The following is a 16,799-nucleotide window of genomic DNA, read 5'->3' on the forward strand; positions in this document are numbered from 1 at the left end:
CACTTTAAGCAACCTTAATTCTCATCAGGAACAATCAGATTCTGATAATTATGACTTCCGGCTTTGAATTTTTCATCCATCTTCAATCTTAATTTTTTGGGTCTATGAACAATCAGAGAGTCTCCAAATCCCAGCAAAAGCCTTTCCAGTTCGAAATTGATCTGAACACATATTTTAAACAGAGTTCCATCATGATCTTCCTTTATAATCTCCTGGCTTTTATGCAGCGGTTTGGTTTTCACATAAGGTGCATTGCCTGAATCCACCCAAAAGATGACATTTTTGGGAATAATTCCTTCTGAAACCGTAACTCCCACAATATCTTTAAAATAGTCATCACCATCCAGATCCTTGTCAATATATTGAAGTTTTTCATCCACTTCAATGCTTTCCATCCTGTCCAACGCCAGATTGTACATTTTCTGCTTGTAGAGACAGATCAGAAACCAACGGTTGTTGAATTCCTTCAACAGCTGCGGATGAACAGTAAAAACATTGGATTCCCTTGCCGTAAAACTTTTATAGAGAATCTTCAATCCTTTTTTATTCAAGATGCTTTCATACAGGATATCAATATGTTCTAATCCTTTCAGCTGTTCATTTTTATCCAGATGAATGATAGACTTCTGACTTGTTGCATGAATAGAGTCTTCCAGCTTCTGAATGACCCCGTTCATTTCCTTAAACATAGAAAAGTCTTTGAATTGTTTTAAAATCTGGACCGCATTGTTCATAGCCTTCAGGTCACTTTCATTCACAGAGATATTATGAATACTGTAGTCAGCATCACTGTAACGGTAATATTTTCTTTCATACACTTCAATAGGAGCTTCATACCCGAATTTTTCACTCCGCATATTTTGCAGATCAAGCTGAACTGTCCGCTTACTTACATAAGATTCTTTTCCCTCGAATTCAAATAATGCTTCTGAACATTCATCAATGAGATCTTCCAGCGTATATTTTCTATATTTGTTTTTAAGACATTTATCTAATGTTTTATATCTGATCAGAGCGTTTTTATTGGATGACATACCTTAGTGTTTAATGATTTGGTGTTTTTATTAAGCAATTCGCTTATTCGCCTTTTGATCTTTTCTAAAAAACTATTTCTCTTTCAGCGCATTTTCGTCAAAAGTAATGCCCTCCCAGCCAAATTTTATAAAGTTTCGGATATTCTGGTGATCAGTTCCCTCCGGATTTTTCAACACATCTTCTCTATAGAATTCTCCAAAAAGACAAAGTGTTTCTTCTTTCGTCAGATCCTGAATGCTGGCGAAGCTGAAAACTTTACACGAACCATTATTCTGTCCTGCCTGGTTCGTTGTATCTCCATTCTGAAAAGCGGTAGGAGTAAATTCATAATTTTCATCAATGTGAGCAATAACATCATTAAACTGTATCGTTTCCGGGAAATGTTTTAGTTGTTCTAATAATACCATGAGCCTTGTTTTTTTAATTTATATATTGGTTTGGCCAATTTGCAGATCAGCCTTTTCGCCTTTTTAATTAAACTTTTTGTAAAAATAATTAAAATTTCTTTATCTACGCAAAATAGTTGCGCAATAACGTATTTACTTTGCACTATCAAAATGAAACAAAATGGAATTTAATGGTAATCATTTAATCGAATTAGGATATAGACCAGCAAAATGGTTTAAAGATGCTATTAGCTATATCAATGAGAATAATCTGGATGAACATCAGATCGCAGAATATCTGGTACAGTTCAAGCAGCCGGATATTATTCCGCTTCATGAAACGGCTAAAGATTTTATGATCAACATCCGTGCAGAACACGAAAGTGAAAATGATAATGTAGAAAAAGTAATCAGAACCATGAAAGTCCTGATGAAAACTCCTACACTGATAGACGGAGCTTTAATGCCTGATGCCTGCCCTACAGGTCCTGAAGGTCAAATCCCGGTAGGTGGTGTGGTGGTTGCCAAAAATGCCATTCACCCAGGATTCCATAGCGCTGATATCTGCTGTTCTGTCATGCTGACGGATTTTGGAAAAGCCAATCCTAAAGATGTCTTAGATGCAGCTCATTTTATCACTCATTTCGGATATGGAGGAAGACCAAGAGGTGAACAGATGCCTATGTCTCATGAACTGATGGATGCTTTCAGAGAAAATGAATTCTTAAATGATGAAAAGCTGATCAGCATTGCCCGTTCTCATATGGGAACTCAGGGAGACGGAAACCACTTCCTCTTCGTGGGAATTTCCAAAAATACAGGAAATACCATGATGGTCACACATCACGGATCCAGAGCACCGGGAGCTGCTTTATATGATAAAGGAATGAAGGTTGCCAACCGTTTCAGACAGGAAATCTCCCCTGAAACATTAAGAGAAAATGCATGGATTCCTTATGATACTGAAGAAGGACAATCCTATTGGGAAGCGCTTCAGCTGATCAGACAATGGACAAAAGAAAACCATACTTCTCTTCATGATGCAGTTTTGAACAAGCTGGAAATGGAGAAGGAAGATAGATATTGGAACGAACATAACTTCGTTTTCAAAGATGGAGATCTGTTCTATCATGCAAAAGGAGCTACTCCGCTGGATGATAAATTCATGCCTGATATCACGGGACCAAGACTGATTCCGTTGAATATGGCAGAACCTGTATTGATCGTTCAGGGAAAAACGAATGAAAGAAACCTGGGTTTTGCACCGCATGGAGCCGGAAGAAATTTCAGCAGAAGCCAGCATAAAAGATCTTTGGCTCATAAAACGACTGAAGAAATCTTCAATGAAGAAACAGAAGGATTAGATATCCGTTTCTACTCCAATGAAGTTGATATTTCTGAACTTCCAAGCGCTTATAAAAGTGCGAAAAACGTAAGAGCACAGATAGAAGAATACGGACTTTGTGAAGTTCTGGATGAAGTGATGCCTTACGGGTGTATTATGGCCGGAGACGTGCAGAAGAATGCTCCATGGAAGAAAAAGAAGAAATTCAGAAAAGCATGATTTTTAATATTTTAAAACTTGCTTACTACGCAAACCTTATAGGTTTTGAAAACCTATAAGGCTGATAAAAACTAATAACCAAGCCTTACAGGTGTAAAAGCCTGTAGGGTTAATGAAAACTTTTTTCATAACGGTAGGGACAGTAGCTCAGATGGTAGAGCAACAAAATTACTTTTCGCTGCAGGCAAATAAAGTTCCTATGAATCCCAATTGTGTGTCACAGGTTCGAGTCCTGTCTGCTCCTCAAAATAACGAAAATGCTTATATTCACGTATTTGTCATTTTCATAAGATAAAAAAATTGAAGGCAAAGAAAGTTCCTATAATCCAGAATTACTTTCCGCCTTTTTACAAATGATAAGGCAAAGGGAGTTCCTATATTTTTTGGAAAAATACTCCCCGCTTTTTATAAACTATAGGTAAAAGGAGTTCCTATACACTTCACTTTTAATGAATCTACTCCTCACTTATTTTTTAAACTTAAAACAATGAAAACACTACAATTATTCAATGCTGTACTGGCCAGAAAATCTGATGAAAAGCCATTTATTTCTGATAATGGTTTTATCATTGAGCCTGATGCAGTTTGGGCGAAAAAAGAGATTATTTCTTATTATGCAAAGGAAAAACTGAATGGAAATGATTTGAATAAAACCTTTCATAAATCCTGGGAGAAAATAAAAAATACTTCCAGAATAGAATTGTTTTTTGAACAGATCGAACATTATATTTCAACGTACGGAAGTAATTTTCAGAACGAAATCTATATTCCCGAAGAAGTTTTGAATGTTCCAAACATGAAACTGATCTTTAAAGTAGTCAAAGCCTATACTCTAGAAGAAATGCAGGAAAAGTGCCTTTCACTTTTAAGATCCGGAATTGCTTTGAAAGAAGAAACGATTGACGATCTGCTTTCCATTTTGCATACAGAACTGGACTATGATTTTACAGGAAAAGAAAACATCAGAAATAAAGAAGCGATCATAAAAATAGCCGACTTATATGACATCTATCCTGAAAATCCTGTTGAGTTTTTTCGTTATGTCATTTATAAAACTACGAATACAACGCTTCTCATCAAAAACGATGATTTAATTAATGTAATCAAGCAAAGTAAATTTAACCCAACGTATCTATTCGAAAGCTTTGGACTTGAAAAACTGGCGGAAATTTTCAACAGATTTAAGCCGTTATTCCTTGCTTATAAAAACAGAGCTCCAAAAGCAGTCAATAAAATATCCAAGCTGTCTAAAGTACACCATAAGCCATTCATTTCAAATCCTTTGAATGATGCTACCAATACATTGCTGGAAAACAGCGATTGGCATTGGCTGGAAAATGCGACACCATTTGCGTTATTCAAAGCGTTGTCAGCATGTCATTCAAGAATGTATGGTCAGGATACTTTTGTTTACAGAATCAGAAATGGAAAATCATGGACTAAAAAAGGTAAGGAAACTTACGTGAATCAATTCAACTATGATTTCATTTTGGATTATCTGAAACTGAAGTACGAAAACCTTTCCGGAAAGAAATTCTATTTCCCGGAGAATGTAGAATTTGCATTGCCGACATCTGAAAAAATGTTTGTGGGAAATATTCCTACCGGAACCCGTTTTTATGGGGATAGACTAGCCATTGGTATCTATTGGGAAGATAAATGGGGGGCTAATGACCTTGACCTTTCAGGACTGAATATTGCCGGAAAAATAGGTTGGAATGCCGCGTATAATCATGGTGAGGGACAATTGATGTATTCCGGAGATATGACTTCCGCTCCCAACGGTGCTGTTGAATATCTTTACGCCAATAAAGGGCTGAGTACGCCAACGCTTGTCATGAACAACGTTTTCAGTGGAGATGCCAATTGTGGATATAAAATCGTCATCGGAAAAGGAGATAACATTTCCTACGACTATATGATGAATCCTAACAATCTCTTTGCTGAAGCCAGATGTAACTCGATTCAGAAACAAATGATTCTGGGAATGCTGTTACCAAAGGACGGAAAGCAATGTTTCGTACTGTTGAATTTCGGAGCGGGACATTCTCATGTTTCAGGAAATAATGAAGTATCCATCATGGCAACCAGTGCCTTGTATCAGCAATGGTACGAAGCAATGTCTTTCAATGAGCTTGTAAAAGAGCTTGGAGCAGAGATCACAACAAAAAAAGCGGAAGCTGATTTTGATTTCTCACTGGAAAGCCTTGAAAAAGATAGTTTTATCAGGATTTTTAAATAAATCCTATCACGTCATCTGATTGTATCGGGTGGCGTTTTTTTGTGAATAGGGCTGGGTATAGAGGAGAATAAAGAAACGTTGAGAACCACCCCGTCAAAAATTCTCTGAATTTTCGCCACCCCTCCAAGGGAGGGGAATTTTCACGTCTTCAGTTGGAATGTTGGTCAGTATTAAACATTCATCTTTTTAACAGAAAAAATGTATTCATTTATATCAATGATGACTTTCTTTCCATAATCAATCTGAATCGTAAACATATTCTCCAACGGAAACTGAAGCACAGCCTGAAGGATCAGACGAATGACTCCGGCATGGGTGATGACCAGCACTTTATTGATATCTTTTTTCTGAATGAGTTCTTTCCAGAAACTAAGGACACGGACCTGCATTTCAAGAAGATTTTCACCTCCCGAAGCTTTTACATTGATAAAATCTTTGTACCACAGATTGATTTCTTCTTCCGGAATATCAGTCCATTTTTGCAGTTCCCAGTTCCCGAAATTCATTTCGCGAAGCCTTTCATCTGTTTGATAATTAAGCTTACAATAATCCGCTAAAAAATGGCAGCGTTGAGAAGGACTAGAAATAACCTCATCATAATCAAAGTCTATATTCACGTCTTTAAAATCCTGCGCACAATCCTTCCGTAATGGCATTTCAGCAAATCCATAACAAAGGTTTTCAGGATTTTCTACAGCGGTATGACGAATCAGATGAATTTCCATACGATTATTGTTCCTAAGTAAAACAAAACTTCACAAACCTGCTGAACAGACCCCAGACAATCTCCGGTATAGCCTCCGATATGCTTTTTAAAATACCAGCCCATATAGATTTTCCCCAGATACGTCAGCACAAAAGCGAAAATCAACCGCCAGTCCGGAATCAGGGCAAAAGCAAGTAAAACACTGATGAATCCTACCAGCAAAGCCATTCCGTCCAAAGGTTTATTAGCCAAAGGTTTCGATTTGCTGACGTCAATATCGGTAACATATTGGTGAGTATAAATCATCGTTCCGGAAATAAACCGGCTTACCGTATGACCCAAAATAACAATCCCTAAAACTCCTATCGGATCAGCCATTCCCAACGCCTGAATACTGTAAAATTTTAACGCAAAAAGCAGAATAATTCCAATGGTTCCATAAGCTCCTACCCGGCTGTCTTTCATGATGGTGAGAATTTTTTCTTTTCCATATCCCCCTCCGAAACTGTCGCACATATCTGTAAAACCATCTTCATGAAAAGCTCCGGTCAATAAAACACTGGAAATCATCATTAAAACAATTCCTATTTCAAGATTAAAAAACAATGTAGAAAGATAAAGAATCACTGCATTGATCAATCCTACCAAGAGCCCGACCCAGGCAAAGTATTTTTGGGATTTATTCATGATCTCACTAGAATAAGGAACGGTAAACGGAACCGGAATTCTGGTGAAGAACATCAGAGCTGTGGCAAAGTAGATCAGTTCATTCTTGAGGACTTTCATATGTTCTTTTTAAATACAAAACTGGTTTAACCAATTTCCGTAAAATTAGGAAAGCTTTTAATAATGGTAAAGAGATCAATTAAAAAAATGAAAAACATGAATCTTATCATTCGAAATTGATCCCTTTTATTTCCGGAGTATTTTTAGTTTTGCACCATAATAACCATGAAAAAAAACAAATGAAAAAAGCGTATTTCGTTGGATTGTGTCTTCTATCCATAGTAAGCTGTTCGGCTCCCGGTGATGAACTGGAAACTTTAAATGAGTCTCAAACTCTTAACGGATCTTCTGCTAACCAATTAGCAAAAGGAGGCTTCAGAGATAATCCGGATACACCTACTCCACCTCCCGCAGGAATCTGGTCCAAATCCTTTTATTTAACTAATCCTATTTACGGTTTCTACAGTGATCTTACTAAAAAGCATCTGTACAATACCTCACCTTTACCATCCGAACTTCCTAAATCCTATCCTGGACTGAGCTATTATTTTCAGGAGAGATTATTAGGTTCTGCAGATGGGCCTGGCCCGGTAATTTCAAGATGGTTTCACACCGGAACTAATGATCTGGTATTAACGACTAATCCTAATGAATTGAGTGGGCAAAGTTACTGGGAGAAAAAAGATCTGGGAACAAGTTATAATGGTGATGAACCAGGAAGCTTTCCGATTTACAGGTATTTTAATTCTGATAAAAAGACCCACTTCTATACCAGAGATAAGAATGAACTGGGAGATGGAAAAGACGGCTATTCTTATGAAGGAATTGCTTTCTACTTAAAAGATTCTGAGCCTAAAGCGTATCGAGTTCGTGACGGACAGTTTTTCCAGGATAATGCAACGGGAGCTTTGTATATCGTATTTGAAAGTACCCTGAGACGTATCGAATCCTTTGCAGTGATCAATAATCTGTTTGCTGTTCAGGGTAAAGCTTATTTGCTCTATAAAGTAAATATAGAAGATTACACAGGAGAAAGAGGGGCTGACATCACTTCAGGAACCCAACTGGTACGAAACACCAATACTGGAAAACTATATTTGGTAGATGATGGTTTATACAGGTATATTCCTACTATGCAGATATTTAATTCATATAAATTGAATGAAGATGCTATTCAAAATAAACCTGTTAGAATGATGTTTACAGGTAAAGATGTTGCACATACTTATTAATAGTATTTATTTTAAGATAAAAGGGGCTTCATTGCCCCTTTATTATTTTCTAAAGCTAAGATGATTTATTAGAAATATGAGCATCTTCAAAGCTTGACATTTCATTCAGGAAATTAACTGCACTTTGGATAATCGGATATGCCAATGCACAGCCTGTTCCTTCACCAAGACGAAGATTGAGGTTTAAAACAGCTTTCTCTCTCATCAACCCCAACAGTTGAGGGTGGGCATTTTCATTGCTTACATGACAGAAGATACAGTTGTTCAGAATCTCAGGATTTTTTTTCCAGACTGTTGCTACAGCTACTGTGGCAATAAATCCATCCACCATGATCAGCATGTTATGATGATAAGCTTCTTCTATTGCTCCAATCATTTGGGCAATTTCTAATCCGCCAAAAGTTTGCGCAATTTCATCTTCAGTCATTGCAGCCGGATATTTTTCTATGGCTTCTGTTAAGATACTGATCTTATTCTGCAGCTGATGGTCATTGAGTCCGGTTCCTCGTCCGATACAGTTTGTAATCGGGATATCAAACAGTTTGCTCATCATCAGAGAGGAAGCTGAAGTATTCCCAATTCCCATTTCACCGAAACCAATGATATTACACCCTTTTCCGACAATATCAGTAACCACTGCCTTTCCATTTTTAAGCGCCTGCTGATATTCTTCGGGAGTCATGGCAGGTTCTTCCAGAATATTACGGCTGGATTTTCTGACTTTTTTATTCACCAGATTCAGTCCTTCAGGAAAATCAAAATTGACTCCCGCATCCACAATTTTAATCTTAATACAATGCTGTCTGCAAAAAACATTGATTGCAGCCCCTTCTCCCAGAAAATTCATGACCATCTGATAGGTTACCTCCTGAGGATAGGCACTTACCCCTGCGGCAGCAATCCCGTGATCGGCCGCGAAAACCACCATATGAGGATTCAATAACTGGGGTGAAGTGGTCTTCTGAACCATTCCAATTTTGTGGGCAATATGTTCCAATTGCCCTAATGCGCCTAACGGTTTTGTTTTAAAATCAATTTTATGCTGTAATTCTGATGATAACATGAATGTAATTGTCGTTTTTAAAGAATAAGGCCTCAGTATTATGTTAAATGAGAAAGATGCAATATTACTAAAATTCAATGAGTATTTTTCTTTTGTCTTGACACAAAAGAAACAAAAGGTCAAGACCTGGAAAATTGAGCTAAAAATAAAATGTGTTCTCTAAAAATTCTAAACTCGTGCGAATTCATTATTGTTTTTTTATATCGATATGTTTGTCGCACTTAAACAGAAGAATTTTCTTAACGTTCACAAAATTTTTTTTTTTAACGCACAATTTTCAAAGGTCAAAGAAGAATTTTGGTCTGCAGCATTCATTTATCTTCCGATTCTTTTAAAAATTTTGTCACTCAAAACAACTACGCAAGTATATTACGTACACCATCGCTTACTTTGTATCATAAATGAAAAACAATGACACCAAAAATACTGGAAAAAATAAAAGAAGTTGAGGCTACGCGGGGCGTAGAAGTCCTTCTTGCCGTAGAATCAGGAAGCAGAGCCTGGGGTTTTGCGTCTCCTGACAGTGATTATGATATACGTTTTATATACCGTCATGAAAAGGACTGGTATCTTTCTCCCTGGGATAAGGATGAAACCATAGAATTTATGACAGAAGATGACCTGGATGGTTCGGGTTGGGATCTGAGAAAGACTTTTCATCTTTTGCTAAAGTCGAATGCTGCCTTGCTGAGCTGGTTCTATTCTCCTATCGTTTATAAAGCGGATGAAAAGTTTGTGGAACTCTTCAGACCTTTGGCCGATGTCTGCTTTTCTCCGGTCGCGGTTTCCTATCATTATTTAAGCATGAGCAAGAAATATCTGGAAGCCTGCAGAAGTGATGAAGTAAAATTAAAAAGTTATTTTTATTGCCTCCGAACCACCCTTACCGGAAAATGGATCATAGAGAAAGGAACGGTTCCGCCTGTCTTGTTCAGTGATCTGCTTGTTTTAACAGATGATACAACCAGACGGAAAATAGAAAATCTTGTTGCCTTAAAAGCGACCAAAGGAGAATCTTACTACCATCCGAACGATTGGAAACTGTTTGAATTTCTTGAAAAAACAGTCGCTGAAAATGAAGAAAAATCGAAGAGTTTATCAGGAGGAAAGGCGGATAAAGGTGAGATGGAGAGGGTTTTTAGGGAGATATTGAAGAAATGTTAAGGATTACGGGAAACCGTAGTCTTTTTTTATGGATTGGAAATATATTTGTTGATTGGAAAATTTCACAATTTGTAGATTATTAATATATTAGATAAAAAAACCATGAAATCTGCTTCTCTTAAAGATCATACAAAGAATCTAATATTTATGTATGACAAAATTTCTATAGATAAGTTTAATAAAACAACTTTCCACTTAGATTATACTGCAAAAGTTTATAGACAAAAAGATTTAGTAGCTCTTATTAGAGATACTGTCCCATATTTTGCATTGACAGAACAGGAATTTAAAGAACTAGAATCAATAGAAATTAGTAGAACAGCATGGTCCAGAATATCTAAGGCCAGAAAAGATAAAAAAGGTGATTATGGTGAATTACTTCTTTTTTTAATAATGATAGTATATTATGATGCTCCTAAATTTGTGACTAAAGTAAGATTAAGATCTTCTGTCGGAATGCAAGTAAATGGCTATGATTGTGCACATTTTACAATTGAAAATAATGAACCTATACTATGGCTCGGAGAATCAAAATTCCATCAATCCTTTTCAACAGCACTTACAGAGTCATTCAATTCATTAAATGAACACTGCAAGATTTTATATACAACTGATGAAATTTCAATTTTAAAACCTAATATAGAAATTAATAAAGATTTTGAAAACGATTTTCTAAAATTAAAATCTGTTTTTGCAGGAAAATCAATCGATAAAATTAAATTCAGAATACCTGTTTTATTAACATATGATAGTAAAACAATAAAAAATAATGATGATATAAATAGTAAGTTTAAAAATGACCTAGAAAATGAATTACTTATTCATCATCAAAATATAGAAAAAAAGGATATATCAAACGAACTAAAAAATATTGAATTTATATTTTTTATTTTTCCATTGGAAACTGTTTCCAATATTAAAACAGATTTAGAGTTAATTGAAAATGCAATGAGAATATGATTTCAATATTACACAATTTAGATGATTCTAAAAAAATAGTCATTAAATCTGTAGATAAGTTAAAAGAAAGTGGAACTTTAGAGTTTAGTGAATTTAAAGTATTACTTGAAAATACTTACAGCTTATTAAACTCAAATGACGATGATGCTTATAATATAGGACTATATTCAATTTGCCATATTGGTGAATACTTACCTATTGACAATTTTTTACTACAATTACTGAATGATTGTATAGTTTCATCAAGAGTTTTTCTTTACAAAGAAATGCTTCCAAAAAAAATTAAAGTAATTGAAGATTCATTTTTTGATTCATTTGCTAAAGAAATTTATACTTTGGATTCTGGTACAGTATTAACTAAAGATCAAAAAAAACTTTTTAGACTTTTTAATAAACACAAGAGATTAATAGTAAGTGCCCCAACCTCTTTTGGTAAATCAAGGATTATTGAAGAAATAATCATTCATAACGACTACACAAATATTGCTATTATTTTACCAACTATAGCCTTATTGAGTGAAACCTATATAAGATTTAATGCAAATCCAAATATTAAAGAAAATTACAATTTAATAAATTCACTAGGCTTAGCAGACACAATTAATAAACATACTAAAAATATTTTCATTCTTACTCCTGAAAAAATGGACATGCTTTTAGATGAAAGGCCTGATCTAAAAATTGATTTTTTTGTAATGGATGAAATTTATAAAATCCAAGACGATGAAGATCGGAAAGGTATTTTTTCAAATTGCTTATATCGTCTAAGCAAAATGAAAACTGACTTCTATCTGATAGGTCCATACTTTGATGATTTTAGTCCAAGATTTAGGGAAATAACTAATTCTCATTTCGAAAAGTTCGATTCAGAAATCGTTCAAAAAGATGTATACAATATTTTTGATTTAGAAGAGGTAAAATTTACATTAGGTGGAAAAAAAATTAAAAAACTAAAAGATAATAAAAAAAACTTAAAAAATATATTAACTAATATTAATGGACAAACACTAATTTATAATTATAGAAAAGATTATGTAGAAAAACTAGCAAATGATGTAGTCGAGATTCTTCATGAAAATAATAATGAAAATGTTGATTCAGATTTAATTGATTACATTTCAGATAATATTTCTTCTGAATGGTCACTTGTAAAAGCTCTAAAAAAAGGGGTAGCATTTCATCATGGTGCCGTTCCAAGATATATTCAAACCGAAATAATTGATTCATTTAATAATCAAGAAATCGACATTATTGTTTGTACAACAACAATAACTGAAGGGGTAAATACATCTGCAAAAAATGTAATTTTATATAGTAATGTTCTAGGAAAGAAAGATAAACCTTTAACTGGATTTGAAGTTAAAAATATTAAAGGTAGAGCGGGTAGATTTAGAGTTCACTTCATAGGTAGAGTCTTTTATTTTCATAAAAGTGTTGAAAATGATAAAACAATAATTCTGGTTGATTATTATGATAAAGAAAATTTAAGTTCAGAGGATATTATTCAAATTGATAAAGAAGATTTGAAAGATGAAAATTTAAAAAGAAGGAACAAAATTGAAGAATTATTACATGCTAATAAAATTCCTTTATCACTCATTAAAAAAAATAAATATATACCTATAAACAAGCAAATTACATTTATAAATTTTTTAAGACAAAACCCGATCCTTTTGCAATTAGTTTATTTCAAAAATAAACCTGATAAACAACATTTAGATGAAATTTTCACTCTAACAAGAAATTATTTATTTAGTGATAGAGATTTAAATGATAAAAGTTTTATTTATTGGGAATTAAATAGGCTATTAAAATATTATATCTACTACAATCCAAGTATAAAACAATTAATAACTGAGCAAAAATATTCAAAAACTATTGACGCCAAAATTCGTTCGGCATTTAAATTAATCACTCATTATTTTGAATTTGCTTTCCCTAGATATTTTAGAGCTTTTGAAAATATATATAATTTTGTATATAATGAATATCACAATAATATTCAGAACGGTGGAATTAGTTTGCAGTATATTATTACATTATTAGAATTCGGTTTTGTTAAAGAAAATGAAATTGCTCTTAAAGAAGCTGGTCTTCCAAATGATATTGTCAGAAAGGTATCCGAAAGATTTGGTGATTGCAATTCTCTCGAGCAAGTAAGAAGCAAATACCGATTAAATCCTAATATTATAAATAACCTGACATTGTTCGAACAAAAAATGTTTAGAAAGTATATTTAAATATGACCATCCAAGACTTAAAAAACCAAAACCTCCTCCTCTTCGAAGCTATTTCCGGAAGCCGGGCTTTTGGGCTGGCAACGGAGAATTCTGATACGGATATCCGTGGGGTGTATTATCTGCCGAAGGAAGATTTCTTTGGACTGAATTATATTCCGCAGATTTCCAATGAAACGAATGATATTACGTATTATGAAATCGGGAGGTTTATAGAATTACTGCAGAAAAACAATCCTAATATTCTGGAAATTCTGGCAAGTCCGGAAGACAGTATCCTGTACAAACATCCCTTGATGGATCTGCTGAAACCTGAAGATTTCCTGTCAAAATTATGTAAAGATACCTTTGCAGGTTATGCTGTATCACAGATTAAAAAAGCAAAAGGTCTCAACAAAAAGATCTTAAATCCTATTGATAAAGAAAGAAAATCGATTCTGGATTTCTGTTTTATTCTTGATGGTCAGGGTTCTGTACCGTTGAAAAAGTGGCTGCATGAATTCCCTTCCACTGGCGGGGGAAATGGTCTTTTGCAGGAAAAATGCGGATTGATGGGTATTGATCATACCAAGGGAATGTATGCTTTATTTTATGATGAAGCGGGAACATTGGGATATAAAGGTATTATTCAAAATGAAGAAGCGAATCAGGTTTCCGTATCCTCTGTTCCCAAAGATGAAAAACCGACTGCTTATCTGTTTTGCAATCTGGATGCCTACTCTGTTTACTGTAAAGATTACAGGGAATACTGGAAATGGGTTGCTGAGCGCAATGAAGACCGCTATAACGTCAATCAGCCCCACGGACAAAATTATGACAGCAAAAATATGATGCATACCATCCGGCTGCTGCAGTCCTGTGAACAGATTTTTAAAACCAATTCACTGACGATCCGCGTAGAAAACCGCGACGAACTGTTAGATATCAAAGAAGGAAACCGGTCTTATGAAAGTGTTATGGAAAAGGCAGAAAACCTGATACAATCTGTAGAAAATCATTATTCCAAGTCAAATCTTCCTGATGCTCCGGATTTAGAAAAAACCACAAAAATCCTGATTGAGATAAGGGAAAAACTGTACAATAATGATGAGTTATGAGTGGCAGTATTGATCAATTCCAGCACTTCCACTCTCTGACTCTCAAACTCTCCCACTCTAAAACACTCTTACGCTCAAACTCTCTCACTCTCTCACTCTCAAACCCAACAACTCACCTCTTCGACACCTTTGCCACCGGATTATAATCCAGACAGATCTTGATCCAGTATTCAAAATCATCAGCTTTTTTAAAACCAATGGGTTCTACATAACAATACCCTGTAAGCTGTTTCCCTTTCATGATCATCGGCAGAAATCCCTTCTTTTCCGAAACCTCATCTTCCAATTCAGGATCATAACGGCACATCAGATTGTCATGACTGATGTTGATACACATCTTTCCGTTCACCAAAAAAGACAGTCCGCTGAACATTTTCTTCTCTTCGACCTCAATATTTTCTACTATTGAAAGCCGTTCACGTACCCGGTCGGCAAGTTCAGTGCTATAAGCCATGATTTCAATTTTTATGTTATTTAAAATTAACTAAAAACTGTGATTATCACACTATTTCTTCCGTTTAATTAATAGATTCTTATTTTGAAAAATAAAATTTTATTTAAATTAATTATTGTTTTACGATAATTAATTATACATTTGCAATATCAATTATTATTCATGCCATGAACCAGACCAAAATTATTTCAAGGATTTTATTTTATATCTGCTCCATACTTTCGGTCGGATATCTGATCACTTTTGTGTATTCTCTGTTCTGTCTTATCACCGGATTTTCAGTTACGCCTTATAAAGAAGGACAGTTCCTTCATATCAATTATCCGTTTACAGAACAGCCGTTTCTGAATATCGAAAACAATTATCCCTATATGATCTTCTCGTTTATGTTGGTGCTTATTACTTATGGAATTTTTTTCTGGCTGTCTGCCAGGGTTTTCAAAGTATTTTTCCAGCAGAAACTGTTTACTCAGGAGAATATCATTCAGCTTAAGAGATTTTACCTGTATAATATTTTCATCCCGCTTCCATTAGTGATTATCGCGAGTTTCTCTGTGGAAGTAGAAAGTATGATATGGGGACTGGTGTTTATTCACTTTATGCTTGGAATTTTCTGTTTGTTTCTTGCGAATATCTTTAAGCAAGGACTACATTTGCAAAACGAACAAGACCTATTTATTTAAAATGCCAATTATAGTCAACTTAGATGTGATGCTTGCCAAACGAAAAATGCAGAGTAAAGAATTGGCCGAAAAACTAGGTATCACCCCTGTCAACCTCTCTATCCTTAAAACCGGAAAAGCCAAAGGAGTTCGTTTTGATACTCTGGAAGCCATCTGCAAAATCCTGGAATGCCAGCCGGGAGATATTCTTGAATTTAAAGAGTAGCTGGGCGTGTGAGTGAGTTTGAGAGTAAGAGTGTTTGAGAGTGGGAGTGTAAAATTTCACTTCTAACTTCTAGCCTCTATCTTCCAGCCACTAACTTCTAACTTCTAACTTCTAACTTCTAAATCAGCTGCCGAAAGGCCGCCTGTCCTTCTATTCCCTAAACACAACACTATGAATACATTATCAATCAGCAATCTTAGCCTCACCTACAAAAATGGTTTCCAGGCTATTAAAGACATTTCACTGGACATTAAAAACGGAATGTTTGGGCTGCTTGGACCCAACGGAGCCGGAAAATCGTCTCTGATGAAAACCATTGTAGGACTTCAGAAACCCACGTCAGGAACACTGTTTTTCAATGAAGTGGATATTATTAAAAATCCTGATTATATCAAGCAGAATCTGGGATTTCTCCCTCAGGATTTCGGCGTATATCCGAAAGTCTCAGCCTATGATCTATTGGAACATATTGCTGTATTGAAAGGCATTACCGATAAAAACAAGCGTAAAAATCAAATTCTGAGCCTGCTGGAAAAGGTCAACCTTTCTGATTTCGCTAAAAAAGAAGTTCATACTTTTTCAGGAGGAATGAAACAGCGTTTTGGCGTTGCCCAGGCGTTATTGGGGGATCCGAAAATCATCATTGTAGATGAACCTACCGCAGGATTGGATCCTGAGGAACGCAACCGCTTCAATACGCTGCTCAACGATATCAGCCAGGATGTTATCGTCATTTTGTCTACCCATCTCGTTGAAGATGTCCGAAATCTCTGTTCGGAAATGGCAGTAATGAATCATGGGCAGATTCTCAGAAAAGGAAATCCCGGAAAACTGATTGCTGAACTGGAAAACAGAATCTGGTCAAAACCTATTGACAAAAACGAACTGGAGACTTATAGTTCCAGCAATGAGATCATCAGCCGACAACTTCTCGAAAGAGAACTTCACATTACCATATTTTCTGAAGAATCTCCCAAAGACTTTAGTTCCGTAACGCCTTTACTGGAACACGTTTACTTCCATACACTCACCCAAAAACCTTAAT

16 protein-coding genes and 1 tRNA gene are annotated in these 16,799 nt (G+C 35.2%); 11 read left to right on the forward strand and 6 right to left on the reverse strand.

Features of this window, described 5'->3' with window-relative positions:
• Positions 1-14: 14 nt before the first annotated feature.
• Together DBR39_RS00775 and DBR39_RS00780 are read right to left on the reverse strand one after the other, a co-directional pair.
• The gene (locus DBR39_RS00775; protein WP_124530420.1) at positions 15-1,034 is read right to left on the reverse strand and encodes a helix-turn-helix transcriptional regulator; all 1,020 of its coding nucleotides are present in this window, start codon (positions 1,032-1,034) and stop codon (positions 15-17) included.
• A 72-nt stretch (positions 1,035-1,106) separates the two neighbouring features.
• Positions 1,107-1,442 (reverse strand): HopJ type III effector protein, encoded by a 336-nt coding sequence (locus DBR39_RS00780; protein ID WP_103233518.1) that lies wholly within the window; start codon positions 1,440-1,442, stop codon positions 1,107-1,109.
• A 742-nt stretch (positions 1,443-2,184) separates the two neighbouring features.
• On the opposite strand from DBR39_RS00780, the gene DBR39_RS24560 reads away from it, so the two are divergent.
• From DBR39_RS24560 to DBR39_RS00795, 3 genes are all read left to right on the forward strand, one after another.
• The gene (locus DBR39_RS24560) at positions 2,185-2,985 is read left to right on the forward strand and encodes an RtcB family protein (protein ID WP_410494247.1); all 801 of its coding nucleotides are present in this window, start codon (positions 2,185-2,187) and stop codon (positions 2,983-2,985) included.
• Between the two features lie 136 nt (positions 2,986-3,121).
• A tRNA-OTHER gene (locus tag DBR39_RS24105) sits at positions 3,122-3,229 on the forward strand.
• A 243-nt stretch (positions 3,230-3,472) separates the two neighbouring features.
• Entirely contained in the window at positions 3,473-5,227 is a 1,755-nt protein-coding gene (locus DBR39_RS00795) for a hypothetical protein (RefSeq protein ID WP_124530423.1), read from the forward strand.
• Positions 5,228-5,397: 170 nt separating this feature from the next.
• On the opposite strand, the gene DBR39_RS00800 is transcribed toward DBR39_RS00795, so the two are convergent.
• Complete coding sequence (locus DBR39_RS00800) at positions 5,398-5,952, reverse strand: histidine phosphatase family protein (RefSeq protein ID WP_124530424.1); 555 nt, start codon at positions 5,950-5,952, stop codon at positions 5,398-5,400.
• Entirely contained in the window at positions 5,937-6,719 is a 783-nt protein-coding gene (locus DBR39_RS00805; protein ID WP_124530425.1) for an adenosylcobinamide-GDP ribazoletransferase, read from the reverse strand. The genes DBR39_RS00800 and DBR39_RS00805 overlap by 16 nt, the downstream gene beginning before the upstream one ends.
• 179 nt (positions 6,720-6,898) lie before the next feature.
• Between DBR39_RS00805 and DBR39_RS00810 the strand changes: the two genes are divergently transcribed.
• Positions 6,899-7,891, forward strand: coding sequence for a hypothetical protein (locus DBR39_RS00810; RefSeq protein WP_124530426.1), 993 nt, complete (start codon positions 6,899-6,901; stop codon positions 7,889-7,891).
• Between the two features lie 55 nt (positions 7,892-7,946).
• On the opposite strand, the gene cobT is transcribed toward DBR39_RS00810, so the two are convergent.
• On the reverse strand, positions 7,947-8,954 hold the full coding sequence (gene cobT, locus DBR39_RS00815) for a nicotinate-nucleotide--dimethylbenzimidazole phosphoribosyltransferase (protein ID WP_124530427.1): 1,008 nt from the start codon (positions 8,952-8,954) through the stop codon (positions 7,947-7,949).
• A gap of 411 nt (positions 8,955-9,365) precedes the next feature.
• Between cobT and DBR39_RS00820 the strand changes: the two genes are divergently transcribed.
• The 4 genes from DBR39_RS00820 to DBR39_RS00835 all read left to right on the forward strand — a co-directional run bounded on the left by DBR39_RS00820 (position 9,366) and on the right by DBR39_RS00835 (position 14,412).
• Positions 9,366-10,118, forward strand: coding sequence for a DNA polymerase beta superfamily protein (locus tag DBR39_RS00820; protein WP_124530428.1), 753 nt, complete (start codon positions 9,366-9,368; stop codon positions 10,116-10,118).
• A 102-nt stretch (positions 10,119-10,220) separates the two neighbouring features.
• Complete coding sequence (locus tag DBR39_RS00825; protein ID WP_124530429.1) at positions 10,221-11,078, forward strand: DUF1837 domain-containing protein; 858 nt, start codon at positions 10,221-10,223, stop codon at positions 11,076-11,078.
• Positions 11,075-13,318: a DEAD/DEAH box helicase gene (locus DBR39_RS00830; RefSeq protein ID WP_124530430.1), complete on the forward strand. Its 2,244-nt coding sequence runs from the start codon at positions 11,075-11,077 to the stop codon at positions 13,316-13,318. The genes DBR39_RS00825 and DBR39_RS00830 overlap by 4 nt, the downstream gene beginning before the upstream one ends.
• 2 nt (positions 13,319-13,320) lie before the next feature.
• Complete coding sequence (locus DBR39_RS00835) at positions 13,321-14,412, forward strand: DNA polymerase beta superfamily protein (protein WP_124530431.1); 1,092 nt, start codon at positions 13,321-13,323, stop codon at positions 14,410-14,412.
• Positions 14,413-14,524: 112 nt separating this feature from the next.
• On the opposite strand, the gene DBR39_RS00840 is transcribed toward DBR39_RS00835, so the two are convergent.
• Positions 14,525-14,866 (reverse strand): TfoX/Sxy family protein, encoded by a 342-nt coding sequence (locus tag DBR39_RS00840; RefSeq protein ID WP_124530432.1) that lies wholly within the window; start codon positions 14,864-14,866, stop codon positions 14,525-14,527.
• A gap of 167 nt (positions 14,867-15,033) precedes the next feature.
• Between DBR39_RS00840 and DBR39_RS00845 the strand changes: the two genes are divergently transcribed.
• The 3 genes from DBR39_RS00845 to DBR39_RS00855 all read left to right on the forward strand — a co-directional run bounded on the left by DBR39_RS00845 (position 15,034) and on the right by DBR39_RS00855 (position 16,798).
• The gene (locus tag DBR39_RS00845; protein WP_124530433.1) at positions 15,034-15,549 is read left to right on the forward strand and encodes a DUF2975 domain-containing protein; all 516 of its coding nucleotides are present in this window, start codon (positions 15,034-15,036) and stop codon (positions 15,547-15,549) included.
• 1 nt (position 15,550) lies between these two features.
• Positions 15,551-15,754: a helix-turn-helix domain-containing protein gene (locus DBR39_RS00850; RefSeq protein WP_002980904.1), complete on the forward strand. Its 204-nt coding sequence runs from the start codon at positions 15,551-15,553 to the stop codon at positions 15,752-15,754.
• Positions 15,755-15,925: 171 nt separating this feature from the next.
• The gene (locus tag DBR39_RS00855; protein WP_124530434.1) at positions 15,926-16,798 is read left to right on the forward strand and encodes an ABC transporter ATP-binding protein; all 873 of its coding nucleotides are present in this window, start codon (positions 15,926-15,928) and stop codon (positions 16,796-16,798) included.
• Position 16,799 lies beyond the last annotated feature (1 nt).

Source organism: Chryseobacterium sp. KBW03 (assembly GCF_003852415.1).
Taxonomy (GTDB): Bacteria; Bacteroidota; Bacteroidia; order Flavobacteriales; family Weeksellaceae; genus Chryseobacterium; species Chryseobacterium viscerum.

Bases quoted from the DNA above. Each gene is read 5' to 3' on its own strand.
- DBR39_RS00830 (WP_124530430.1), top strand. From the start codon at position 11,075: ATGATTTCAATATTACACAATTTAGATGATTCTAAAAAAATAGTCATT.
- DBR39_RS00840 (WP_124530432.1), bottom strand. From the start codon at position 14,866: ATGGCTTATAGCACTGAACTTGCCGACCGGGTACGTGAACGGCTTTCA.
- DBR39_RS00775 (WP_124530420.1), bottom strand. From the start codon at position 1,034: ATGTCATCCAATAAAAACGCTCTGATCAGATATAAAACATTAGATAAA.
- DBR39_RS00795 (WP_124530423.1), top strand. From the start codon at position 3,473: ATGAAAACACTACAATTATTCAATGCTGTACTGGCCAGAAAATCTGAT.
- DBR39_RS00850 (WP_002980904.1), top strand. From the start codon at position 15,551: ATGCCAATTATAGTCAACTTAGATGTGATGCTTGCCAAACGAAAAATG.
- DBR39_RS00845 (WP_124530433.1), top strand. From the start codon at position 15,034: ATGAACCAGACCAAAATTATTTCAAGGATTTTATTTTATATCTGCTCC.
- cobT (WP_124530427.1), bottom strand. From the start codon at position 8,954: ATGTTATCATCAGAATTACAGCATAAAATTGATTTTAAAACAAAACCG.
- DBR39_RS24560 (WP_410494247.1), top strand. From the start codon at position 2,185: ATGGGAACTCAGGGAGACGGAAACCACTTCCTCTTCGTGGGAATTTCC.
- DBR39_RS00835 (WP_124530431.1), top strand. From the start codon at position 13,321: ATGACCATCCAAGACTTAAAAAACCAAAACCTCCTCCTCTTCGAAGCT.
- DBR39_RS00805 (WP_124530425.1), bottom strand. From the start codon at position 6,719: ATGAAAGTCCTCAAGAATGAACTGATCTACTTTGCCACAGCTCTGATG.
- DBR39_RS00780 (WP_103233518.1), bottom strand. From the start codon at position 1,442: ATGGTATTATTAGAACAACTAAAACATTTCCCGGAAACGATACAGTTT.
- DBR39_RS00810 (WP_124530426.1), top strand. From the start codon at position 6,899: ATGAAAAAAGCGTATTTCGTTGGATTGTGTCTTCTATCCATAGTAAGC.
- DBR39_RS00855 (WP_124530434.1), top strand. From the start codon at position 15,926: ATGAATACATTATCAATCAGCAATCTTAGCCTCACCTACAAAAATGGT.
- DBR39_RS00820 (WP_124530428.1), top strand. From the start codon at position 9,366: ATGACACCAAAAATACTGGAAAAAATAAAAGAAGTTGAGGCTACGCGG.
- DBR39_RS00800 (WP_124530424.1), bottom strand. From the start codon at position 5,952: ATGGAAATTCATCTGATTCGTCATACCGCTGTAGAAAATCCTGAAAAC.
- DBR39_RS00825 (WP_124530429.1), top strand. From the start codon at position 10,221: ATGAAATCTGCTTCTCTTAAAGATCATACAAAGAATCTAATATTTATG.